Raw genomic sequence first — 22,353 nt, 5'->3', positions numbered from 1 at the left:
TCCGCCTGCCCAGGTGTGCCCTGGTAGACGGGGGCGAGGCGAGAGGAGTGCTCTCATGGCTCACGCGGTACCGACACGCGGGCCGTCCACGCGCGCGCCGTCCACCGGCACGGGCATGCGCGGGCGTACGAGGACGCCCGATGTCTTCAGCGAGCGGACCCACCTGGTGGCGAGGTGGACGCTGCTCGTCGCGGCCGGGCTGGTGTACGGCTACTGGGCCGCGTCCATCCACCGCTTCGGCGGCCCCATCACCGGCTGGAACGTGCTCCTCGGTCTCCTGAGCACGCTCGGGTTCGTCGTGCTCTACGCCGTGGTCCGGGCCGTGGGCCGACGGCTGCCCCGCGAAGGTCACGCGGCGCTGTGGGGCGCGTTCGCGGGCAGCGCGCTGGGCTGGCTGTACGCGCAGAGCGGCGTCGCCATGTTCACGTGCGTCCTCGTGTCCCTGCTCGTGGCGGCGGGGGTGGCCGGGGCCTCGTTCTACTGGTACTACACCCACGAGGACGCACGGGGACTCCCCGTCGCCTGACGGTCCGCGCGACCGGGCCCGCACGGCGACGCGGAACGGCGACGCACGCCCGGTGCGGTACCCGCCGCGGGTGCGGTACCCGCCACACGCCCGTGGCGACGCACGCCACGGTCGGCCACCTCGGTCGGCCGCCGCCCCGGGCGACGGGCGGTGCGCGGCCACCGGCGGCGTGCGCTCGACCGGAGCTCCAACCGGGCGGAGCCCCCACCCGGCGGGGCGCCCGCCGGAGCCACTGCACCGGGCAGGGCGCCCGTTCGGCTCGTCCCGGGGGCCATATGCAGTCACGCCGGTCGCCCGGCCCGCTCCCGGCGCCTTGCCTGGGAGGGTGCCCCCACGTCTTCGGAGCGCCCTCTCGGCCGTCCTGATCGCCCTCTCCTGCCTGGCCGTACCGTTCGGCACGCTGGCGGGCTGGGTGGCGTACGGGCTGACCGACCCCGGGCGGTACGCCGCCGCGACGGCGCCGCTCGCCGACGATCCGGACGTGCGGGACGCGGTCGCCGACGCGGTGGGCGACGGGGTCGTGGACCAGGTCGCGGCCGGCCCCTCGAACAGCGCCGTACGGCTCTTCGCGCAGGACGCGGCACGGTCGTTCACCCGGACCGAAGCGTTCCGCGAGGGCTGGGACGCGGCCAACCGCACCGTCCACGAGGCCGTGCTGCGCGCCCTGCGGGACGAGCGGGCGGCCGGCCGCCCGATCACCGTCGACCTGGCCCCGGTCACCGCCCGCGTCAAGGACCGGCTCGCCGAGGACGACGTGCCCTTCGCGCGGCGCATCCCGGTCCGTCACACCGCGGTCACCGTTCTCCCGGCCCACCAGGCGGACCGGCTCAGGAAGGGCTACCACGTGCTCGACGTCGCCGCCTTCTGGCTGCCGCTCGCCGCCGTCCTCTTCGCGGTGACCGGCATCGCCGTCGCCGCCCGCCGCCGGCGCGCCCTCACGGCCGCCGGGATCGGCACCGCCCTCGGCGGGGCGCTGCTCGCCCTCGCCGTCGTGGTCGGCCGCCGGCTCACCGTGGCCGAACTCCCCGACGCGGTGGACGGCGCGGTGGACGGCCCGGCCGCGGGCGCCGTCTACGACGCCCTCACCGGGACGCTGCGCACGGCCTCCTGGCTGCTGGTCGGACTCGGTCTCACCGTCGCCCTGGCCTCCTGGCTCACCGGCCGGTACGGACATCCGCCGCCCCGCCGCCGGGCACCCGCGGGAGCGCCCGCCGACCCGCCACCGCCCCGGCCGACGCGGGCCCGGTCCTGAAGGAGCGGGCCCGCGGGGCCACCGGGTAATTCCTTGGCCGGGTTCACGGCCGACGGTTAAGGTCGCCGACCATGTCCAAGACGACGCCGACCACGCCCAGGACGACGACCCTGTGGCGCCCCACCGGTCCCGAGGAGCTTGCCCTGGTCAAGGCCTCCGGCTGGACCGCCTGGCCGCCTCGCCTGCCCGAGCAGCCGATCTTCTACCCGGTGCTCAACGAGGACTACGCCGTCCGCATCGCCCGCGACTGGAACGTCCCCGCGTCCGGCTCGGGCCACGTCACGCGCATCGAGGTGGTCCGGGAGTTCCACGCACGGGTATGAGGACCCCTGCGCAACTTTCGGGTCCCGTCGCCCGTCTTTGAGGGAGGGCGCGCACTCACGCAAGGCGAGCACCGCGCGGGACGGTCCCACACAGGCGGGCACCACACAGGCAGGCACCACACAGGCACGCACCACACCCGCGAGCGAAGGGCCGGACTTGGACACCGACACGGCGACCGGTGAGTGGACGGACTCCCGCGAGCGGTCGACGGGCCGCCGCACGCGGTTCGGGGCTTGGTGCGCGGGGTTGCTGTTCACCGGGGTGAGCGTGGTCGTCGGCTGCCGTGTCGCCGACACCGACGGCGTCACCCCCGTACCGCAGCTGCTCGCCTTCCTGCCCTGGCTGCTGGTGCCGACCGGCGCCGGGCTGCTGCTGACGCTGCTCTCCCGGTGGTGGACCGGCGCGGTGTGGGGGGTGGCGCTGCTCGGACTGCTGGCGTGGTTCATCGAGCCGTACGGCAAGACGGGCGACCCCGTCGGCCTGCCCGTCGCCGAGCTGAGTGTCCTGACCTCGAACGTCGAGTTCGGGCAGGGCACCGACGAGCTGATCTCCGCCGTGCGGCGCGAGAAGCCCGACATCGTGTTCGTGCAAGAGTGCGAATACACGTGTGCCGCGGCGCTGCGGCGCGACCTCGCCGGCGACTACCCCCACCGGCAGGCCGTCGAGGGCGGCGGCTCCGAGGGATCCGTCATCCTGAGCACGTTCCCGCTCAAGGCCGCTCCCGACGTCCCCGGCACCATGGGCATGCCCGGCGCCGTCGCCGACGTGCGCGGCCACGCCGTACGGCTCCAGCTCGCCCACCCGATGCCGCCGCTGCCGGACCAGGTCGGCCTGTGGCGCGAGGAGCTGGACGCCCTGCGCGACGTCGCCGACGAGAGCACCGAGGGAAACGGGACCCCGACCATCCTCGCCGGCGACTTCAACGCCTCCCAGGACCACGCCGCCTTCCGCCGCATCCTCGACACGGGGCTGCGCGACGCGGCCCGGCTGTCCGGGGCCGACCGGACGGTCACCTGGCCTGCCCGGACCGCCCCGGCGTTCGGCGTGCAGATCGACCACGTCCTGGTGTCGGAGGACTTCACCGCACGCCGTGCCCGGTTCCTGGACCTGGCGGACACCGACCACCGCGCACTGGTCGTCGACCTCACCCTGCACAGGGCCGGCTGACGCCGGCCCCGCGCGGAAGGGCCACTCTCCGGAAGGGTGTGCCCGAAAGGGGGGCTCAGACGCCGATGTCGCGGCCGTCAGCGCGCCACACCGCCACGACCGCCGGACGTACGAGCTTGCCGGGGCCGTCGGGCCAGGTGCTGGCCGGCTCCTCCACGGAGGCACCGTCGACCTCGCCCGGGTGCTGCACGGCGACCAGCACGCGCCGGTCCTGGATGAGCGGTCCGCAGGTCTCCGCGCCGTTCGGCACGGTCAGGAACTGCTTCAGCTCACCGCGTCGGTCGCCCTTCGTCGCGACGCCGAAGAGGCCGTCGTGGGTGCCGAGAGCATTGCCGTCGGTGGACAGCCACAGGTTGCCGTGGTCGTCGAAGGCGACGTTGTCGGGGCAGGAGATCGGGCTGACCCGGTCCTTCGGGAAGCCCGCGAAGTAGGTCGCCGGGTCCTCCGGGTCACCGGCGACCAGGAACAGCGACCAGGCGAAGGTGGTGGCGTCGGCCCGGTTCCAGCGCTCGGTCAGCTCCAGGACGTGGCCGTGCTTGTTGCTGCCCCGCGGGTTTGCCTCGTCCGGGCCCGCGTAACCGGACTTGCCGCGGTTGGAGTTGTTGGTGAGGGCCACGTACACCTTGCCGGTCGTCGGCGAGGGCTCGATGTCCTCGGGGCGGTCCATCTTCGTGGCGCCGACCTTGTCACCGGCGAGCCGCGTGAACACGCACACCTCCTCGGCGCTCATGCCGTCGACGTGCGAGACGGCGCCGTCCTCGGTGGCGGTGACCAGCGGGATCCAGCGGCCGCTGCCGTCGAACTCGCCGTCGCGGGGCAGCGTGCCCGTGCCGTCGATCTCGATCGCCGGGGAGTCGCCGCTCAGCTTGGCGACGTAGAGGGTGCCCTCGTCGAGCAGCGACAGGTTGTGCTCGCGCGCCCAGCGGCTGCTGCCGTGCCGCATCCGCTTGCTGCCGACGAACTTGTAGAAGTAGTCGAACCGCTCGTCGTCGCCGGTGTAGACGACCGGGCGCCCGTCGTGGGTCAGCCGCACGGTCGCGCCCTCGTGCTTGAAGCGGCCGAGCAGGGTGTGCTTGCGGGGCGTGGAGTCCGGGTCGTACGGGTCCAGCTCGACGACGTACCCGAAGCGGTGCACCTCGTTCGGCTCCTGGGCGACGTCGAAGCGCTTGTCGAACCGCTCCCACTTGCGCTCGGTGGCGCCGGTGCCGATGCCGTAGCGCTTGTCCGTGGCCCGGCCGCTGTTGGCGAAGTACTGGTTGAAGTTCTCCTCGCCGTGCAGCGTGGTGCCCCACGGGGTGGTGCCGCCGGCGCAGTTGTTGAGGGTGCCGAGCACCTTGCGGCCACTACGGTCGGCGGAGGTCCTCACCAGGTCGGAACCGGCGGCGGGCCCGGTCAGCCGGAACTCGGTCGTCGCGGTGACGCGGCGGTTCAGGCGGTGCCGCTTGACGGGCGTCAGCTTCCCGCTGCGTCGCTCCTCCTCCACCACCACGGCGGACAGCCCGTGCGCGGCCCAGGCGATCTCGACCTGCTCGCGGGTCGGGTTCTCGGGGTCGTAGCCCCGGAACATGAGTACCTCGTCGGTGTACTCGTGGTTGGCGACGAGGACCTGCCGGTCCCGCTCCCCGCGCAGCGGCAGCAGGGCGAGGAAGTCGTTGTTGTAGCCGAACTGGCCGGCCTGGGCCCTGGCGGTCTGGCGCTCCGGGTCGAAGTCGGGCGCCCCGCGCAGGATGGGCTCGCCCCAGCGGATCACGACGTCCTGCCGGTACCCCTCCGGGACGGTGACGGCATCGTCGGTGTTGGGTGCGACGGGCGTGAACCGCAGCCCGCGCGCCCCCTTCGACACGGAGGGTTTCCCGTGCCCGTGCCCGTGCCCATGCCCATGCCCGTGCCCGTGCCCCCTGCCGGCGACCGGCGCAGCCTGTGCGGACGGCGCCCCCGCCACCCCCACGGCCCCGGCACCCGCCGCGGCGACGGTGACGACGGCCGCGGCACGCATCATGGAACGGCGGCTGAGCGCGCCGGCGATGACGTCACCGACGTACTCGTTGGAACTGGTGTTGGGCACCTCGTGGAAGCAGGCGTCACCACACCGGAAACGGCAGGTCATGGCGGACCGGCCGCCGGGATGCGAGCCGGACGGCGTTCCGATCAACGGCAGCAGCTTGCGCACGTGTTTCTCCCCTGAGAAGCCCTTGGATGCCCTTGGTGTCAGCGTGACCGTAGGTGCACATACGTGCGGGAGACGGGCGTCGCGATGAACGATGGGTGAACCCACGGAAGCCGGAGAGGAATTGCCACGGCGTCTCGATCCCTCCTTGACGCGCCCGTGCTTTCGTGGCAGACCCTGCACAAGATCACAAGTCGGGGCCGTTAACCTTACGTGTCCGTCCTGGCCAGGGATTGACGGCATCAACTCACGCGAAGGGTTGCGCACATGGGCATTCTCACTCTCCTGCGGAACGCGTTCGGCCGGTCACGCAAAGAACAGGCCGCCCAGGCGGAGGGTGCGACGCAGGAGACGGCACCGCCGGCCATCGCGCCGGAGCCGAAGCTCCCGTCCCAGCCCACCGCACCCCAGGAGCCGATCCCGGCCCCGGAGCAGACGGCACCTCCGGAGCCGACCGCGGCCCCGGAGCAGACCGCACTCCCGGAGCCGATCCCGGCTCCGGAGCAGACCGCGGCGCCGGAGCAGACGGAGGCCCCCGACCCCGACCCCGCTCCCAAGGCGGCGGCCCAGGTCCCCGAGCCCCGCTCGGAGGCCTCCTCGGACGAGCACGAGCACGAACTCGTCAAGGCGGCGTTCGCCAACATCACGGTCCCGAAACCGACGGAGTCCCCGGACGAGATCACGGCCGAGCAGGCCCCGGCTGCCCCGGAGGCGCAGACGCAGCCCGAGCAGGCCGCGGAGCCGGAACGCGAGACGAAGCCGGAGCCCGCGGCCGTCGTCGACGAGCAAGCCCCACAGGGGCCACCCGCACCTGCCGACGAACCCGGCACGGGTGGTGCGGGTGGGAACACAGGCACCGAGGCCGAACCGCACCCCGAGCCGGAGGCCGAACCGCACCCCCAGCCGGAGGCCCCCGCCGAGACCCCGAAACCGGCGACGACCGCAGCCCGAGTCCGCTCCCGCGCCCCGGGTCTCGCCACCGCCTACAAGGCCGCCGCCACCGCCCTCAAAAAGCACGGCCTCACCGGCACCCGCGCCAAGGTCCACCTCGTCCTCGACCGCTCCGCCTCCATGCGCCCGTACTACAAGGACGGCTCCGCCCAGGCCCTCGCCGAGCAGACCCTCGCCCTCGCCGCCCACCTGGACCCCGAGGCCACGGTCCACGTGACGTTCTTCTCCACGGAGGTGGACGGCACCGGCGACCTCACCCTCACGGACCACGAGAGCAAGATCGACGAGCTGCACGGCGCCCTCGGCCGGATGGGCCGTACCAGCTACCACGCCGCCGTCGAGGCCGTCCTCGCCCACCACGGGAAGGAAGCCCCCGGCACCCCCGCCCTGGTGGTCTTCCAGACCGACGGCGCCCCCGACGCCAAGACGCCCGCCACCCAGGCCCTCGCCAAGGCGGCGGCCGATCACCCGGACGTCCACTTCTCCTTCGTCGCCTTCGGAGACCCGGAGAACAAGGCCTTCGACTACCTCCGCAAGCTCAAGACGGCCAACGCCTCCCACTTCCTCGCCGGCGAGGCCCCCAGGGAACTCACCGACAAGGAGCTCTACGAAGGCGTACTGGCCACCTGGCGCCCGTAAGGCCCACAAGGGCGGACAGGGGACGATCCCCCTGTCCGCCCCCCGAAACGCGTGTGAGTCGATCTCCATCCGACCAGTAGGATTTCGACCATGGCGGCCACTGGAAACGAGAAGCAGGGGGCGAAGGCGTACTACGTCTCGACCCCCATCTACTACGTCAACGACGCTCCTCACCTGGGCCACGCCTATACGACCGTCGCAGGCGACGTGCTCACCCGCTGGCACCGCCAGCGCGGTGAGAAGGTGTGGTACCTCACCGGCACGGACGAGCACGGTCAGAAGATCATGCGCACGGCCGAGGCGAACGGGGTCACCCCGCAGGCCTGGGCCGACAAGCTCGTCACCGAGGCCTGGAAGCCCCTGTGGGAGCACCTCGACATCGCGAACGACGACTTCATCCGCACCACGCAGAAGCGGCACACCGACCGCGTCCAGGAGTTCGTGCAGGACCTGTACGACAAGGACGAGATCTACAAGGGCGGCTACGAGGGCCCGTACTGCGTGGGCTGCGAGGAGTACAAGCTCCCCGGCGAGCTGCTCGACGGCGAGGGCGAGTACGCGGGCCAGAAGCTCTGCCCGATCCACAAGAAGCCGGTGGAGATCCTCAGCGAGGAGAACTACTTCTTCAAGCTGAGCGAGTACAGCGAGAAACTGCTCGCCCACTACGAGGCCAACCCGGACTTCATCCAGCCCGAGTCCGCGCGCAACGAGGTCGTGAACTTCGTCCGCCAGGGCCTGCAGGACCTCTCCATCTCCCGCTCGACCTTCGACTGGGGCGTGCCGGTCCCCTGGGACGACAAGCACGTCATCTACGTGTGGATCGACGCCCTGCTGAACTACGCCACGGCGGTCGGCTACAACGAGAACCCGGAGAAGTTCGAGGCGACCTTCCCCGCCGACGTGCACCTGGTCGGCAAGGACATCCTCCGCTTCCACGCGATCATCTGGCCGGCGATGCTGATGGCCCAGGGCCTCCCGCTGCCCGGGAAGATCGCCGCGAACGGCTGGCTGATGGTCGGCGGCGAGAAGATGAGCAAGTCCAACCTGACCGGCATCAAGCCGCAGGACCTGACCTCGCACTTCGGCGTGGACGCGTACCGCTGGTACTTCCTGCGCGCGATCGCGTTCGGCCAGGACGGCTCGTTCTCCTGGGAGGACTTCTCCGCCCGCTACACCAGCGAGCTGGCCAACGACTACGGCAACCTCGCGTCCCGCGTCGCGGCCATGGTCGGCAAGTACTTCGGCGGCGCCCTGCCGGTCTCGGCGGCCGACGGTGACGCGGAGAAGGCGATCCACGACGGCCTGACCAAGGCCGTCACGGAGGCCGACCGGAAGATCGGCGAGGAGCTGGACTTCCAGGGCGGCATCCTGGCCGTCTTCGACTTCGTGAAGCAGGTCAACGGCTACATCACCGAGCAGGAGCCCTGGAAGGTCGCGAAGGACACGTCGGACGAGGGCAAGGCCCGCCTGGCGACGATCCTCTACACGGCCGCGGAGTCCCTCCGCGCGGTGGCGGTCCTCCTCAACCCGATCATGCCGGACACCTCCCAGAAGCTCTGGGACTCCCTGGGCGCCGAGGCGTCCCTCGGCGCCCTCGTGGACCAGAAGGTCCAGGAGTCGGCGGACTGGGGCCGGCTGCCCGCCGGTACGACGGTCACCAAGGGCGCGGTGCTCTTCCCGCGTCTCGAGGAGAAGCCGACCGCGTAACGCGCTCGCTACAGCACGGGGCCCGGGAGAAGGCAGACCTTCACCCGGGCCTTCCGCTTTGCGAAGATCGGACGAGCACACCGGCTCACGAGGGGGCACCAGCCATGGCACTGTTCGGCAACGCACACAGCATCAACCCGGCCCAGGCGCAGCAGGACTACGCGCGCCTGCTCGGCCACGGAGAGCAGATCCACGCCGCCTACCTGCTGATCCGCGACACCATCCTGCTCACCGACCGGCGCCTCATCCTGGTCGACAAGCAGGGCATCACCGGCAAGAAGACCGAGTACCACTCGATCCCGTACCGCAGCATCACGCACTTCTCGGTCGAGACGGCCGGCCACTTCGACCTCGACGCCGAACTGAAGATCTGGCTCTCGAGCTCCCAGACCCCCATCCAGAAGACCTTCACCAAGGGCGTCGACATCTACGAGGTCCAGGCGATCCTGACCCAGTTCGTGGCGCGGTAGGTCTCTTGAGAACCCGTCACCGCCCGAAGCCTCGGTAGCAAGCCCGTGACATGATCACAATGCAAGCTGCACAGCGGGTTGAAAGTGTCAGTGACGCCCGCCCGGTACGGGACGTCCGACGACACAGGGGATTCACCATGGCCCGCTCCACTTCCACCCGCCTTCGCCGCCGCCGCATCGCAGTCGCGGCCACCGCGGGGCTGCTCTCCCTGGGGCTGCTGACCGCATGCGGCAGCGGCTCGTCGGACGCGGGATCGTCGGGCGCGAGCTCGTCCGACGCCGGGGCGAAGCCCCGTTCCAGCGCGACCGAGGAGGTGGAGACGAAGGACATCCTGGCGGGGGACGCCCTCACCTCCCACAACTTCGCCTTCAACATGGACGGCCGAGACGTCGAGTACCTCGCGGAGGTCTCCGGCCTGCGCACGGAAGCAGACGAGCAGACCACGCAACAGTCACAGAACGGCCAAGCCGGTCGCCGCCTGATTCCCGGCGCCGGCGCGGGTGGGGAGGCGGTGATCGTTCGCGGCCAGACCAGGTCCGAGGAGCTCACCAGGTTCGCGGCCGGAGAGACCACGCCCGAGACCGTCTCCCTCGTCGTTCTCGACTACCAGAACAATCCCGTGAAGCGGTACGAGATGGCGAACCCCAGGGTCACCAAGATCGACCAGTCTTCGGTCACAACGGGCTCTGCCGAAGCAACGGCGGAGACCCTCACGATCAGCTTCTCGCAGCTGACCGTCCACTGAGCTTGATGCAGACGAGGGGCCGTGAGGGATCCAGCCCCAGGCAGCCTGACCACAACGCGCCCCGCGTCCGGTGACAACCGGACGCGGGGAATGCGCAGTTGAGAAATCAGCTTCCGGACGCGTATGTCACAAGGTCCGCCCACGCCTCCGGCGCCACCGCGAGGCGGGGGCTCGCGTCGCGGTACTTGGAGTCGCGGACGTGGACGGTGCCGGGTGTGGTCGCCACCTCGACGCAGGAGTCGCCTTCGTTGCCATCGCTGTAGCTGCTCTTGAACCACGCCAGTTCGGAGGCATCCCCGGTGGAAGCCTTGCGGATCATGTTTCTCCCAGCAGTTGTTCGATGAAGGCCAGCGACTCCCCCGGCGGGAAGGCCTGCGCCCGGATGGTGCCATACCTCAGCTCAAGGACGCGCAGTTGCCTCGGGTCGGAGATCGGCCGCCCACTGAACGCACCATCGGAGCGTCCCACGGCCGTTCCGTCCTCGAACTTCAGCAACTCGATCTTGCCGTCCAGGCCAGGGTGGGTCTCGCGGTGCGTCGGCATCACCTGGAGGGTGACATTACGCAACCGCCCCACCTCCAGCAGACGTTCGAGCTGCCGCCGCCACACCATTGTGCCTCCGAGAGGCCGCCGGAGCGGCGCCTCTTCCAGGACGAAGCTGATTGCCGGGGCAGGCTCCCGATCAAAGATCGCCTGCCTGGCCATGCGAGCGGCGACCATCCGCTCGACCTCCTCCTCTGAGTACGGAGGTTGCCGTGACTCGAAAGCTGCCCTGGCATGCTCAGGTGTCTGCAACAGCCCACTGATGCTGTGGCACACATACACCCCGATCTCGACCGCCCGCGCCTCCATCTGAGCAAGATCCCGCACCCTCTTCGGGTACCGGACCTTCGCCACGTCCTCCTTCATGGCAGCGAGCAGCCCGCCCGCCCCCAGCACCTCGTCGGCCATCTCCAGGTACTCGGGCCGGGGAATCCTCTTCCCGCCCTCGATCTTGTAGACGAGGTCCTCGCCGTACCCCACGGCCCTGCCGAACTCCCCGGCCCGCATTCCCACGGCCTCCCGGCGCAGCTTCAGCTGCCGCCCCACGGTGGCGACCACCGCCACACCCCACTCGTCGTCCGGGTCCACCTCCCACCCCGGCTCGTCAGCCTCGGTCCTGAGCTGCCGAACCTCACCGTCCACCGACATGCGCGCGCCCCTCCGTCGTACCGCCTCGTACCAGCCACGCCCTACCCGCACGCACCGCCCTGACAAGCCCGGACACCACCGGACAACCGCCAGACAGTGACCGTACGCAACGGCGTCATCACTCCTCACGGTACGCAGCTGCGGCCACTCTGAGTGACGTGAATCAGAAACTCGCCCAGCCCGGTGGACGCGTCCGCAACTTCAGCCTCCTGCTGTCCCCCACGCCCCGGGGCGCCCGTCTGGCCCGGCTGCTGGCAACCGAACAACTGCGCGCCTGGGGGTTGCCGTTGGACCCGGCGGCACACATCGTCGCCGAGCTGGCGAACAACGCCGCCACCCACGGACGCGTCCCGGGCCGGAACTTCCAGCTCCTGCTCTACGTGGTCGGCGACACCCTCCGCGTCGAGGTCACGGACACGCGCGGTGACCGGCTGCCGTGCCTGCGCTCCACCGACCCCACCGCCCCCGCCGACGAGTCCGGTCGCGGCCTGGCTCTCGTGGCGGCCCTCGCCGACCGCTGGGGAGTGGCCCCCGGCCTGCCGCCCCGCAAAACGGTCTGGGCCGAACTCACCCTCCCGCCCCAGGAAACGCCGGAACGCGACGAGGCGAGTTCCGGTCCCACCCGCGCCCCCTATGAACCACCAACTGGGGAGAAAGCAACCCACCAAGCCCCTCCCCTCCCTCCCGCCGGGCGCGGTCACTCCGGCGAGTGAATATGCCAACTTGGCTGGATTCGGGACCGGTTGTCTGCCCTACGCTCAGCGGCGACACACCACCAGACATGCGACGGCCCTCGCCGGGAGTGGGATCCCAATGCGAGGGCCTAGCCACCAAGGAAGAGAAAGCTTCCCGATGGATGCACAGCACCCTAACGCGCCCATGCCCACCACGTCCGGAACCCTGGACGAAGACCACCCCCACGAGCAGCCGCTCGCGGGCGTCGTCCACGACAACGTCCGCCACACCGAGAGCTTCACGGTGGTCGGCAACCACCTCGTCCAGCACAAGGAGCTGTCCCTGCTCGCCATCGGACTCTCCTGCTACATCCAGTCCGTGCGCCAGGGCACCTCCGTCGACATCAAGAGCCTCGCCGCCCGCTTTCCCGAGGGCCCGACCCGCATCGCCGCCGGACTGCGCGAGCTGGAGAAGCACGGCTACCTGCAACGCACGTGTACGCGCACGTCCACCGGCCGGATCGTCACCCGCACGGTCTCCTGCAACAGGCCCGGACACAGCAGCGGCGGCGGCACACGGGAGGCGGCATCCCGCCCTTCCGCCCGGCGCGCGGCCCAGGAGAAGCCGCCGCCACGCAAGCGCCTCCCCGCCGTGCCCCAGCCGTCGTGTCCCGCCCCCGCCCTCCTCCAGGCAGCCGTCGACGTCCTCACGGGTCTGCGCCGCCGCGACCCCCGCCTCCTCCTCTCCGCCACCGACGCCGAACACCTCGCCCCGGGCGTCGCCGCCTGGCTGGAACGCGAGGTCACCCCCACCGCCGTACGCCACGCCCTGACCGAGAACCTGCCGCTCGAGCCTCTGATCCGGCCGGCCGCCTTCCTCGCCCACCGCCTGACCGCCCAGCTGCCGCCCCCACCACCGCTCCGGCCACCGGCCCCGTCGGCCGCCGCCGAGTCCCGGCACCCCCTCCAGACCTGCGACGGCTGCGACCGAGCCTTCCGCGCCCCGACTCCCGGCCGCTGCCGCGACTGCCGAACCGATCACCCGGAGGACGCCCTAGCATGAACTCGACGATCCTTGCCCGAGCCCGTGGGCACAGACGAGGAGCAAGCGCCATGACCACCGTCCCGGACAACGCGCAGCAGGGCGCTTCCCACCGCTACCGGGCCATGCGGGATTTCGTTCAGTCCGCAGACGACACCCTGCCCGGCAAGTTCGAGATCACCCAGGAAGGGATCGTCCACGACATGATGTCGCCCAGCGGTCGGCACGAGCTGACCACGCTGCGGCTCCGGAGGCGCCTGGAAAGGGTGATGCCGGAGGAGGTCGTGGCTCACACGGGTGAACCGGATGTCGAGGACGAGTCCCAGGGCCTCATGCGCCGGCCTGACGTCATGGTGATCACCATGGAGGACATGGATGTTCCGGGCTCTTTCGATCCCCGTACTCTCATCGCTGCCATCGAGGTCGTGTCCCGCTCTAATCCGGACAACGACTGGGTCACCAAGACGCGCGACTACCCCCTGATGGGCATCCCCGTTTACGCGATCTTCGACCCTCGCTCTGGCGAAGGCGCCGTCCTCACCGACATCCACACCACCCCCGACGGCCCCCGCTATGCCACCCGCAAAGACTTCGTCTACGGCGAGGACGTCACCATCGCCGACTGGACCATCCCGACCCGGGACCTGCCGCTCTACCGGAGCGAGGACCCGGCGTGACGACGACGAAGGGCCAGAGCGAAGACGCCGACCCCAAGGGCGGACGCCAACATCAGCGACTTTCTGACCGCTTCGGTGAGCGAAGCCGCGCGCACGTCGTCTGAGCCGTGCCGTCGACCGCCCCCTCATATCCCGCCCCACCCCAGCGCCCCATCCGTACCCGACAAGGACTCATGTGCTGCCTTCCTTCGCCGCGAACGGACTCCTTCCTCCGGGCCGCTACTCCCTCTCCTTCGGCGAGGCAGAGGACATGCTGGTCCGCGCGCCGGAGTTCCAAGGCTCCGACACACGTTGGGCACTGTGGGACGGACTGAACAACTATCTGGAGCGGTTCTTCGCGCTGGAGGACTCCTACGCGGACGCCCTGGACGGGCGCACTCTCATCCACCGGCTGTGGCTCGGTGGCAGCTTCGTGAGCGCGAAGACGGATCCGGGGAACATCGACACGACTCTCCTGATCGACGTGGAAGCCAAGCGCGCCGTTCGCGGCAGACCCGGCTCCAAATGGCTGACCACCGCTTTTCAGAGCCGGGAGAGCATGCTGCGCAAGTTCGGCGTCTCACCGGTCAGAGTCGGATACCGACCCGTCGGCCATGTCTTCCGATCCGAGCACTTCACCGCCGAGGAGCGGACATACTTCATGGAACGGGGTGTGTGGGACGACTGGTGGCAGCGCTGCCGTCTGCCCGGCCATACGGACCGTGCTCCGTCTCATGAAAGTGCCGCCCCGGCACGCGGATACCTGGAGGTGCGACTGTGACCACCGGCGACAGCTGGCGCGAGCGCAGGCGTGCGGCACTCAGGAACGATCCGGGCGCCACCGAGACCGCCGCGCGCCTCCTTGAAGAGATGGGCACCGAGGAACGGGACGACGAGGAGGTCGAGGCAGATCACCGGGCAAGCCGCCTCGCGGCGGTGCGTGCGTACGAGCCGGACGCTCGTCTCGACGAGGAGCTGCGGCTCCGTCTGACCGGGCCGGACACCGAAGGGGGCGCCCTGCGTTTCCAGTGGGGTGACGCTCTGCTGAACCCGGTGGAGAACGCGATCTCCGTCGCCGCGGGCACTCCCGTTCAGCTGGAACTCACCGGCATCTCGGTCGGCAGCACCGTGGTACATGCCCGTCCCGTGGCTGCTGTCCTCCCTTCAGAGCCTCCGGCCATGGAAGCTCCCGTCACTTCCGCCACGAGCACCGGCATGCGTACGCTCACTCATCTGCTGAGCGCGCTGGAGGCAGAACAGGACGTCCGAGAGTGGTCGCGCCTCTTCGACGCGGTGGACACCCTGGCCCGGGCTCTGGGCAAGTACAAGCTCGACCTGGGGGTGACCTGGTACGGCGCCGACGGGGACATGCGCAGGGCGCGGCTCACCGAGCGTGGCAGGCGTTATGTGGAACGGCTTCGTGAACCGTCACGGCCCCGCGACCAAGAGATGATCATCTCTGGCCGCATCACGGAGCTACGCGAAAGCGGCTGGGTGAAGGTCAAGACGGGCACGTCCAGGAACGCACCGGCCTATGACGTCCATTTCGAGGAGCCCGAGGAACTGCTCCGCATGCGCCCCGGCCTCGGGGACAACATCCACTTCCGGGTCCGCTTCCGCCAGTGCCTGGATTCGGTAGGGATCGCACGGTCGACGGAGTACACCTACCTGGGATCTGCGGCGGAACAGCCCTCACTTCCACTTGAGTCCTGACCGAGGCCTCTGCCCTACTCCGGCCGCACCACGCCCCCCGTCACCTCCACCCGTGCAGCCGGGCGTCACGCCATCGGCCGACGGCCGTGGACAGGACGAGGGCCCGGCACCGGAGATCGATCCGGTGCCGGGCCCTACGCCGTGACGTGACGTCGGCGGACTACTTCGGCTGCGGCTTGCGCACCGTCAGGTGCAGTTCGCGCAGCCGGGTCTCGTCCAGCTCGGTCGGCGCGCCCATCATCAGGTCCTGGGCGTTGCCGTTGAGCGGGAAGGCGATCGTCTCGCGGATGTTGGGCTCGTCGGCGAGCAGCATGACGATGCGGTCGACGCCCGGGGCGATGCCACCGTGCGGCGGGGCGCCGAAGCGGAGCGCGCGCAGCATGCCGGCGAACTCGCGCTCGACGGTCTCCGCGTCGTAGCCCGCGATCGCGAAGGCCTTGAGCATGATGTCGGGCTCGTGGTTCCGGATGGCGCCGGAGGACAGCTCGACGCCGTTGCAGACGATGTCGTACTGCCAGGCGAGGATGTCCAGCGGGTCCTGGTTCTCCAGGGCGTCCATGCCGCCCTGCGGCATCGAGAAGGGGTTGTGGGAGAAGTCGATCCGGCCCGTCTCCTCGTCCTTCTCGTACATCGGGAAGTCGACGATCCAGCAGAACCGGAAGACGTTCTCCTCGAAGTGCCCGGCGCGCTTGGCGGCCTCGACCCGCACCGCGCCCATGATCTTCGAGACCTCGTCGAACTCGCCGGCGCCGAAGAACACCGCGTGGCCGGGGGCCAGGCCGAGCCGCTTGGTCAGCTCCGCGACGTTCTCCTCGGTGAGGAACTTCGCGATCGGGCCGGTCAGCGCGCCGTCCTCGCCGACGCGGACCCAGGCCAGGCCCTTGGCGCCCTGCGTGACGGCGTAGTCGCCGAGCTGGTCGAAGAACTTGCGGGACTGGCCCGCCACGTCCGGAACCGGCAGCGCGCGGACGTGCTTGCCGGCGAAGGCCTTGAACTCCGAGCCCGCGAAGACGTCGGTGATGTCGACGAGCTCCAGCTTGGCGCGCAGGTCCGGCTTGTCGGAGCCGTACTTCAGCATGGCCTCGCGGAACGGGATCCGCGGGAAGGGGGAGGTGACCTCGCGGCCGCCGCCGAACTCCGTGAACAGCTCCGTCATCAGCCGCTCGACCGGCTGGAAGACGTCCTCCTGCTCGACGAAGCTCATCTCGACGTCGAGCTGGTAGAACTCGCCCGGCGAGCGGTCGGCGCGGGCGTCCTCGTCGCGGAAGCAGGGCGCGATCTGGAAGTACCGGTCGAAGCCGGAGATCATCAGCAGCTGCTTGAACTGCTGCGGCGCCTGCGGCAGCGCGTAGAACCGGCCCGCGTGCAGACGGGAGGGGACCACGAAGTCGCGGGCACCCTCGGGGGAGGTGGCGGTGAGGATGGGCGTCGCCATCTCGTTGAAGCCGAGGGCCACCATCTTGCTGCGGATCGAGGAGATGACCGACGTACGCAGCATGATGTTGCGGTGCATGCGCTCGCGGCGCAGGTCCAGGAAGCGGTACTCCAGGCGCCGCTCCTCGTTGACCCCGTCCTCGGCGTTGATGGTGAAGGGCAGCGGCTGGGCGGCGCCGAGCAGCTCGACCTCACCCACCTCGACCTCGACCTCGCCGGTGGGTAGCTCGGGGTTGATGTTGTCGGCGCCCCGGGAGACGACCTTGCCGTCGACACGAACGGTCGATTCCTTGGTCAGTTTGTCCAGCGCCTCGTACGCCGCGGTGCCCGGACGGGCGACGAGCTGCGTGATGCCGTGGTGATCGCGCAGATCGATGAAGAGGATGCCACCCAGGTCGCGCCGATTGTGCAGCCAGCCACTCAGCCGGACGTCGGTGCCGACGTCAGAGGAGCGGAGCTCGCCGCAGGTGTGGGACCTGTACCGATGCATCGTCGTTCATCCAGCCTTCGTGGATCGGGGATGGTGTTCCGCGTTTCACGTGAAACAACCCCAGCGTGAAACAACCCCCAGCGTACCGGCCGGGCACGGCTGTCCTCCTCCCCATTGACGCGACGCTCCCCATTGACGCGGCGCGGACCCGGGGGCGAGCGGTGGCAGTGTCCGATCACCTCTTCCTACAGTGGATGAATGCGCACTGGTGAGCCCCTGCCCGAGGTGGGGGACCTGCTCGCCGCCCTCGCGACCGGTCTGTGGCACTGGGACACCGCCGCGGGGACGGTCACCGTCGACGCGGAGGCGGCCCGTCTGCTCGGGCTGCCCCCGAAACGGGCGATTCTCACCGAGGCCCAGGTACGGGCCCGGCTGCATCCGGTGGACTGGAACGAGATCACCGGGGTGGTCCGGCTGGCCGCCGCGGAGAGCACCCTCGCCGAGGTCCGGATCCGCGTCATGGACGAGCGGGGCCACATCGCCCGGATCGTCCGCAGCCGCTCCAAGCCGTCGTTCGACCCCGTGCGCAAGGCGTACGAGCTGATCGGCACCCTGCAGGAGGTCGCCGAGCCGGCCCCGGGCACCCCCGCCGGGCGCAGCGCGGTCACCGGCGACTGGCGCCGCTCGCGGGAGGCCTTCCTGCTGGACGCGGGCAGGGCGCTGGCCGAGGCGCGGTCCACCGAGGAGGTGCTGCGGGTCGCGGCGGGCCTGTCGATGCCGGGGTTCACCCCGGACGGGCTGGCGGTCTTCGGGGTCTCGGGCGACCGTCTGACGGTCATCGGCCACCACGGACAGCCGCAGAACGACATGAACCCGTTCGTGAACATGCCGCTGGAGACGGATTACCCGGCCGCCGAGGTGGTCCGCACCGGCCGCGCCGTCTACCTCTCCTCACCCGAGCAGTACCGGTCCCACTACCCCCTCACCTGGCCCCTCGCCGAGCGATTCGGCCGCCGCTCCTGGGCCTTCCTGCCGCTGACCGTGGCCGGCCGCCCGATGGGCGCCTGGATGGCGGCCTTCACCTATCCGGTCGCCTTCACGCCGGACGAACGGTCGGTGCTCACCACCGTGGCGCGGATGCTGGCGCAGGCCCTGACCCGCGCGGGTGCCGCCGAGACCCAACGGGAGCTGACCGACGGGCTGCAACGCACCATGCTGCCCGTGCTCGGCCCGGAGATCCCCGGCATGGGCGTCGCCGCCCGCTACGTCCCCACCGGCGGCGGCCTCCAGGTCGGCGGCGACTGGTACGACATGATCCAGTTGCCGGGGGGCCGCTTCGCCCTGGTCATCGGCGACGTCCAGGGGCACGACGTACGCGCGGCCGGACTGATGGGCCAGCTGCGTATCGCCCTGCGCGCCTACGCCGCCGAAGGGCACCGTCCCGACGCGGTGCTCGCCCGCGCCTCCCACTTCTTCCACGGCCTCGCCCAGTCCGGCGACGACCCCGGGGACCTGCGCTTCGCGACCTGCTACTACGCGGAGGTCGACCCCGCTACCGGCACCCTGGAGAGCGCCCGCGCCGGGCACCTGGACCCGGTCGTACGCATGGCGGACGGAACGGCGCTGATCCTCGCCACGGCGGGCGGGCTGCCCCTCGGCATCGACCCGGACTCCGACTACCCGATCACCCGGCTCGCCCTGGAACCCGGGGACACCCTGATGCTGTGCACGGACGGTCTGGTCGAGACCGGCGGCCACGATCTGCAGACCGGCTGGCACCGCCTCCGCGTCATCCTGGAAGAACACGACGGCGGCCTGGAGGAACTGGCCGACGCGCTGGTCCAAGGCGTCCACGGACCCTCCTCCCACCACACCACCGGCCCGCTGGCCGACCGGCGGGAGGACGACATCGCCCTGCTGCTGCTGTGCCGGCAGGGCGAGGGCTGCGGCTGCGGCGACAGCACCGTGGCCCGCGCCCCGGTACGCCGGACGATGCTGACGGTCGCGCAGGCCGAGCCCGCGCGGATCGCCACGGCCCGGCAGCATCTGCGCGACCTGCTGCACGACTGGCCCAGCGAGGAGCAGCGGGACGCCGCGGTGCTCCTGCTCTCCGAGATGCTGACGAACGTCCTGGTCCACACCGACGCCGACGCCCTTCTGGTCGCCGAGGTCGCCGGGGAGCCGGGCGCGCGGCAGATCCGGGTGGAGGTCACCGACAGCGGCGACGACCTGCCGCACAAGCGCCGTCCGGGGGAGATGGCGTCCTCCGGACGCGGGCTGATACTGATCGAACTGCTGGCGGACGCCTGGGGCGTCGCCCCGCGCGGCAAGGGCAAGAGCATCTGGTACGAGGTCTACGAGTCGGCGGGCCCGGAGGACGGTGGTCAGGCGGGCGGTCGTCCGGAAGACGGTCGTCAGGCGGGCGGTCGTCAGGCGGGCGGTCCCGGAGACGGCCGTGGCGGCGGTCCGGCCGGCGACCCCGAGGCGGCGTAACGCGCCTGGAGCTCGTGGACGACTCCGAACGCCGCGGCCGTGAGGGGAACGGCCAGAAGCATCCCCAGGATGCCCGCCACCGACGCCCCCGCGGTCAGCGCCAGCAGCACGATGGCCGGATGCATCTGCACGGTCCGGCTCTGGATCACCGGCTGGAGGATGTGCCCCTCCAGCACCTGCACGGCCAGGACCACCCCGAGGGCCCACAGCGCGATGACGAACCCCCGGTCGGCCAGCGCGACCAGCACGGCGACGGCTCCGGAGATGAAGGCGCCGAGGTAGGGGATGTAGGCGCCGACGAAGACCAGCGCGCCCAGCCCGATCGCGCCGGGGACGCGGAGGACGAGCAGCCCGATCGTGATGCAGGTCGCGTCGATGAGGGCGATGAGGGTGGTGCCCCGCATGAACCCCTCGACGGCCCCGAAGGCCCGCCGGGCCATCGCCTCGACCATGTCGGCGCCGCCGGGCGGGGCGATGGCGCGCACCGTGCCGGTGGCCCGGTCCGAGTCGCGCAGGAAGAAGAAGACGAGCAGCAGGGCGAGCACGGCCATGGCGACCATCTCGCCGACGACGCTGATCCCGGTGACCACGCCCGAGGCGGCCGTACCGCCGAACTTGCCGAGCAGCTCCCGCGCGTTGGACGCGATGTCGTCGAGCGAGGTCCCGGCGGCCCCGAAGTGGTCGGCGAGGTCCTTCGCGGCGTCCCGGAGCGAGGCGATGATCTGGTCGCCGGTCTCGACGAGCGCGGACACCACGATGTACACGGCCCCGCCCACCACGGCCACGACGGCGACGCAGGTGAGCCCGGCGGCCAGCGACCGCTGCACGTGCGCCTTCACCAGCCACCGGTGCAGCGGTCTGAGCAGGGCGGTGCCGAGCAGCGCGAGCAGCGCCGGCGTCACCGCGGTGCGGAACTCGACGCAGAGCCGGACCGCGACGTAGACGACACCACTGGCGAGCAGGATGACGGCGCACCAGGCGGCGAACCGACGGACCGGACCGGGAAGCAGCTGCACGCCCCCAGCCGATCACGCACCGGGCGGGCTGTCCTGCGTGGACGGCCCGCCCGGGTTACGCGGTGTCGGCACGGCACCCCGTCGGCACAAGAGCGGAGGCCGGCACGGCACCCGCCAGCGCAGACCACGTCAGGCGTCCGGCCCCGCCGCCGACATGCCGTGCACGGCCGGGACGGTGCCCAGGCGCCCCTTCTGGAAGTCGTCGAACGCCTGCTGGAGCTCTTCCCGGGTGTTCATGACGAACGGCCCGTAGTGCGCCATCGGCTCCCGGATCGGCCGCCCGCCCAGCAGCACGACCTCCAGGTCCGGCGTGTGGGAGTCCTGCTTCTCGTCCGCGCGGACGGTCAGCGACCCTCCGGCGCCGAAGACGGCGGTCTGCCCCAGGTGCACCGGACGCCGCTCGGCGCCCACGGACCCGCGCCCGGCCATCACGTACGCCAGCCCGTTGAACTCCTCCCGCCAGGGCAGGGTGACCTCCGCGCCCGGCGCGAGCGTCGCGTGGACCATCGTGATCGGCGTGTGCGTGATACCGGGGCCCTCGTGGCCGTCCAGCTCACCGGCGATGACGCGCAGCAGCGCGCCGCCGTCGGGGGAGGTGAGCAGCTGGACGCTGCCACTGCGGATGTCCTGGTACCTGGGGGCCATCATCTTGTCCTTGGCCGGCAGGTTCACCCACAGCTGGAGCCCGTGGAAGAGCCCGCCCGACATGACCAGCTGCTCGGGCGGCGCCTCGATGTGCAGCAGGCCGGAGCCCGCCGTCATCCACTGGGTGTCGCCGTTGGTGATGGTGCCGCCGCCACCGTTGGAGTCCTGGTGGTCGAATATCCCGTCGACGATGTAGGTGACGGTCTCGAAACCGCGGTGCGGGTGCCAGGGAGTCCCCTTCGGCTCCCCGGGCGCGTACTCCACCTCACCCATCTGGTCCATCATGATGAACGGGTCGAGATGGCGGTAATTGATCCCGGCGAACGCGCGGCGGACCGGGAAGCCCTCGCCCTCGAAACCGCCGGGCGCGGTCGTGACGGTGAGCACGGGACGTGCGACGGCGTCGGCGGTTGCGGATACGCGGGGCAGCGTCAACGGGTTCTCGACGGTCACTGCAGGCATGTCGGTACCTCCTCGGGTACGCCCACTTTAGTTGAGCATTGAACTTCTTGTCACCTGGAACCGAGAAAGCCCGGAGGGCATTCCCTCCGGGCTTTCTCGGCGGCGGCGGGTCGGCCGCCGTGAAGCGCTGGCGTCCAGCCGTCTGCGAAGCAATGGCGTCTAGCCATACATACGACGCATCGCGAAATCGACCATCTGTTCGACGGCCTTCGCGTCGAACACCATCCGGTGCTCCCCCTCCATGTCCAGCACGAAGCCGTAGCCGGTCGGCAGCAGGTCGATGACCTCCGCGCCGGTGATCACGAAGTACTTGGACTCCTTGCCCGCGTACCGGCGCAGCTCCTTGAGCCCGGTGAACATCGGGATCACCGGCTGCTGGGTGTTGTGCAGCGCGAGAAAGCCCGGGTTGTCACCGCGCGGGCAGTAGACCTTCGAGGTCGCGAAGATCTGCTGGAAGTCCTCGGCGGACATCTGGCCGGTGGTGAAGGCGCGCACCGCGTCCGCGAGTGAGGGCGGGGACGGCTCGGGGTACAGCGGCGGCTGCTGGCCGTACCCGCCGGCCATCCCGCCGGACATCGGCTGCTGCGGCGGGGCGTACTGCTGCTGCTGTTGGCCCGCGGTCTGGTCGTAGCCGTACATGCCGCACAG

Annotated in this window: 20 protein-coding genes and 1 pseudogene; 14 read left to right on the top strand and 7 right to left on the bottom strand. The window is 70.7% G+C overall.

Annotated features, from left to right (window positions below):
- Positions 1-55 precede the first annotated feature (55 nt).
- The 4 genes and pseudogenes from ABEA26_RS15420 to ABEA26_RS15405 all read left to right on the top strand — a co-directional run bounded on the left by ABEA26_RS15420 (position 56) and on the right by ABEA26_RS15405 (position 3,269).
- Complete coding sequence (locus tag ABEA26_RS15420; protein WP_345592807.1) at positions 56-526, top strand: hypothetical protein; 471 nt, start codon at positions 56-58, stop codon at positions 524-526.
- A gap of 325 nt (positions 527-851) precedes the next feature.
- Positions 852-1,778, top strand: coding sequence for a hypothetical protein (locus ABEA26_RS15415; RefSeq protein WP_345592805.1), 927 nt, complete (start codon positions 852-854; stop codon positions 1,776-1,778).
- Between the two features lie 71 nt (positions 1,779-1,849).
- A pseudogene (locus ABEA26_RS15410) lies at positions 1,850-2,095 on the top strand (ADP-ribosylation/crystallin J1); the annotation flags it as partial.
- A 163-nt stretch (positions 2,096-2,258) separates the two neighbouring features.
- The gene (locus ABEA26_RS15405; protein WP_345592804.1) at positions 2,259-3,269 is read left to right on the top strand and encodes an endonuclease/exonuclease/phosphatase family protein; all 1,011 of its coding nucleotides are present in this window, start codon (positions 2,259-2,261) and stop codon (positions 3,267-3,269) included.
- A 55-nt stretch (positions 3,270-3,324) separates the two neighbouring features.
- Here the strand turns inward: ABEA26_RS15405 and ABEA26_RS15400 are convergent, their stop codons facing one another.
- Positions 3,325-5,439 (bottom strand): PhoX family protein, encoded by a 2,115-nt coding sequence (locus ABEA26_RS15400; RefSeq protein WP_345592802.1) that lies wholly within the window; start codon positions 5,437-5,439, stop codon positions 3,325-3,327.
- 264 nt (positions 5,440-5,703) lie between these two features.
- Here ABEA26_RS15400 and ABEA26_RS15395 point away from each other — a divergent pair, with 264 nt between their 5' ends.
- The 4 genes from ABEA26_RS15395 (at position 5,704) to ABEA26_RS15380 (ending at position 9,949) form a co-directional block, all read left to right on the top strand.
- Positions 5,704-7,026, top strand: coding sequence for a VWA domain-containing protein (locus ABEA26_RS15395; RefSeq protein ID WP_345592800.1), 1,323 nt, complete (start codon positions 5,704-5,706; stop codon positions 7,024-7,026).
- A gap of 90 nt (positions 7,027-7,116) precedes the next feature.
- Entirely contained in the window at positions 7,117-8,733 is a 1,617-nt protein-coding gene (gene metG / locus ABEA26_RS15390) for a methionine--tRNA ligase (protein ID WP_345592798.1), read from the top strand.
- Between the two features lie 104 nt (positions 8,734-8,837).
- The gene (locus ABEA26_RS15385; protein WP_345592795.1) at positions 8,838-9,203 is read left to right on the top strand and encodes a PH domain-containing protein; all 366 of its coding nucleotides are present in this window, start codon (positions 8,838-8,840) and stop codon (positions 9,201-9,203) included.
- Positions 9,204-9,340: 137 nt separating this feature from the next.
- The gene (locus ABEA26_RS15380; RefSeq protein WP_345592793.1) at positions 9,341-9,949 is read left to right on the top strand and encodes a phage tail protein; all 609 of its coding nucleotides are present in this window, start codon (positions 9,341-9,343) and stop codon (positions 9,947-9,949) included.
- Between the two features lie 106 nt (positions 9,950-10,055).
- On the opposite strand, the gene ABEA26_RS15375 is transcribed toward ABEA26_RS15380, so the two are convergent.
- Both ABEA26_RS15375 and ABEA26_RS15370 read right to left on the bottom strand, forming a co-directional pair.
- Positions 10,056-10,268, bottom strand: a complete 213-nt coding sequence (locus ABEA26_RS15375) for a DUF397 domain-containing protein (RefSeq protein WP_345592791.1) — start codon at positions 10,266-10,268, stop codon at positions 10,056-10,058.
- Positions 10,265-11,140 carry a helix-turn-helix domain-containing protein gene (locus tag ABEA26_RS15370; protein ID WP_345592790.1) on the bottom strand — a complete coding sequence of 292 codons (876 nt, stop codon included), beginning with the start codon at positions 11,138-11,140 and terminating at the stop codon, positions 10,265-10,267. The genes ABEA26_RS15375 and ABEA26_RS15370 overlap by 4 nt, the downstream gene beginning before the upstream one ends.
- 158 nt (positions 11,141-11,298) lie before the next feature.
- Between ABEA26_RS15370 and ABEA26_RS15365 the strand changes: the two genes are divergently transcribed.
- The 5 genes from ABEA26_RS15365 (at position 11,299) to ABEA26_RS15345 (ending at position 15,225) form a co-directional block, all read left to right on the top strand.
- Positions 11,299-11,853 carry an ATP-binding protein gene (locus ABEA26_RS15365; RefSeq protein ID WP_345592788.1) on the top strand — a complete coding sequence of 185 codons (555 nt, stop codon included), beginning with the start codon at positions 11,299-11,301 and terminating at the stop codon, positions 11,851-11,853.
- Between the two features lie 166 nt (positions 11,854-12,019).
- The gene (locus ABEA26_RS15360) at positions 12,020-12,877 is read left to right on the top strand and encodes a helix-turn-helix domain-containing protein (protein WP_345592786.1); all 858 of its coding nucleotides are present in this window, start codon (positions 12,020-12,022) and stop codon (positions 12,875-12,877) included.
- A 50-nt stretch (positions 12,878-12,927) separates the two neighbouring features.
- Positions 12,928-13,533: a Uma2 family endonuclease gene (locus ABEA26_RS15355; protein WP_345592784.1), complete on the top strand. Its 606-nt coding sequence runs from the start codon at positions 12,928-12,930 to the stop codon at positions 13,531-13,533.
- 175 nt (positions 13,534-13,708) lie between these two features.
- Complete coding sequence (locus ABEA26_RS15350; protein WP_345592782.1) at positions 13,709-14,293, top strand: DUF6932 family protein; 585 nt, start codon at positions 13,709-13,711, stop codon at positions 14,291-14,293.
- Positions 14,290-15,225 carry a hypothetical protein gene (locus ABEA26_RS15345; RefSeq protein ID WP_345592780.1) on the top strand — a complete coding sequence of 312 codons (936 nt, stop codon included), beginning with the start codon at positions 14,290-14,292 and terminating at the stop codon, positions 15,223-15,225. The genes ABEA26_RS15350 and ABEA26_RS15345 overlap by 4 nt, the downstream gene beginning before the upstream one ends.
- A gap of 160 nt (positions 15,226-15,385) precedes the next feature.
- Here ABEA26_RS15345 and aspS read toward each other — a convergent pair whose 3' ends face one another.
- Positions 15,386-17,149 (bottom strand): aspartate--tRNA ligase, encoded by a 1,764-nt coding sequence (aspS, locus tag ABEA26_RS15340; protein WP_345592778.1) that lies wholly within the window; start codon positions 17,147-17,149, stop codon positions 15,386-15,388.
- Positions 17,150-17,347: 198 nt separating this feature from the next.
- Here aspS and ABEA26_RS15335 point away from each other — a divergent pair, with 198 nt between their 5' ends.
- Positions 17,348-19,582 carry a SpoIIE family protein phosphatase gene (locus tag ABEA26_RS15335; RefSeq protein ID WP_345592776.1) on the top strand — a complete coding sequence of 745 codons (2,235 nt, stop codon included), beginning with the start codon at positions 17,348-17,350 and terminating at the stop codon, positions 19,580-19,582.
- Here the strand turns inward: ABEA26_RS15335 and ABEA26_RS15330 are convergent.
- The 3 genes from ABEA26_RS15330 to ABEA26_RS15320 form a co-directional block, all read right to left on the bottom strand.
- Positions 19,519-20,598, bottom strand: a complete 1,080-nt coding sequence (locus ABEA26_RS15330; RefSeq protein ID WP_345592774.1) for an AI-2E family transporter — start codon at positions 20,596-20,598, stop codon at positions 19,519-19,521. The genes ABEA26_RS15335 and ABEA26_RS15330 overlap by 64 nt on opposite strands.
- Before the next feature lie 129 nt (positions 20,599-20,727).
- The gene (locus ABEA26_RS15325) at positions 20,728-21,705 is read right to left on the bottom strand and encodes a pirin family protein (protein WP_345592772.1); all 978 of its coding nucleotides are present in this window, start codon (positions 21,703-21,705) and stop codon (positions 20,728-20,730) included.
- Positions 21,706-21,864: 159 nt separating this feature from the next.
- Positions 21,865-22,344: an SseB family protein gene (locus tag ABEA26_RS15320; RefSeq protein ID WP_345592834.1), complete on the bottom strand. Its 480-nt coding sequence runs from the start codon at positions 22,342-22,344 to the stop codon at positions 21,865-21,867.
- Positions 22,345-22,353: the final 9 nt, after the last annotated feature.

It is taken from the genome of Streptomyces marokkonensis (genome assembly GCF_039539045.1).
Lineage (GTDB): Bacteria > Actinomycetota > Actinomycetes > Streptomycetales > Streptomycetaceae > Streptomyces > Streptomyces marokkonensis.
This window is presented reverse-complemented; position numbering and strand designations above follow the sequence as displayed.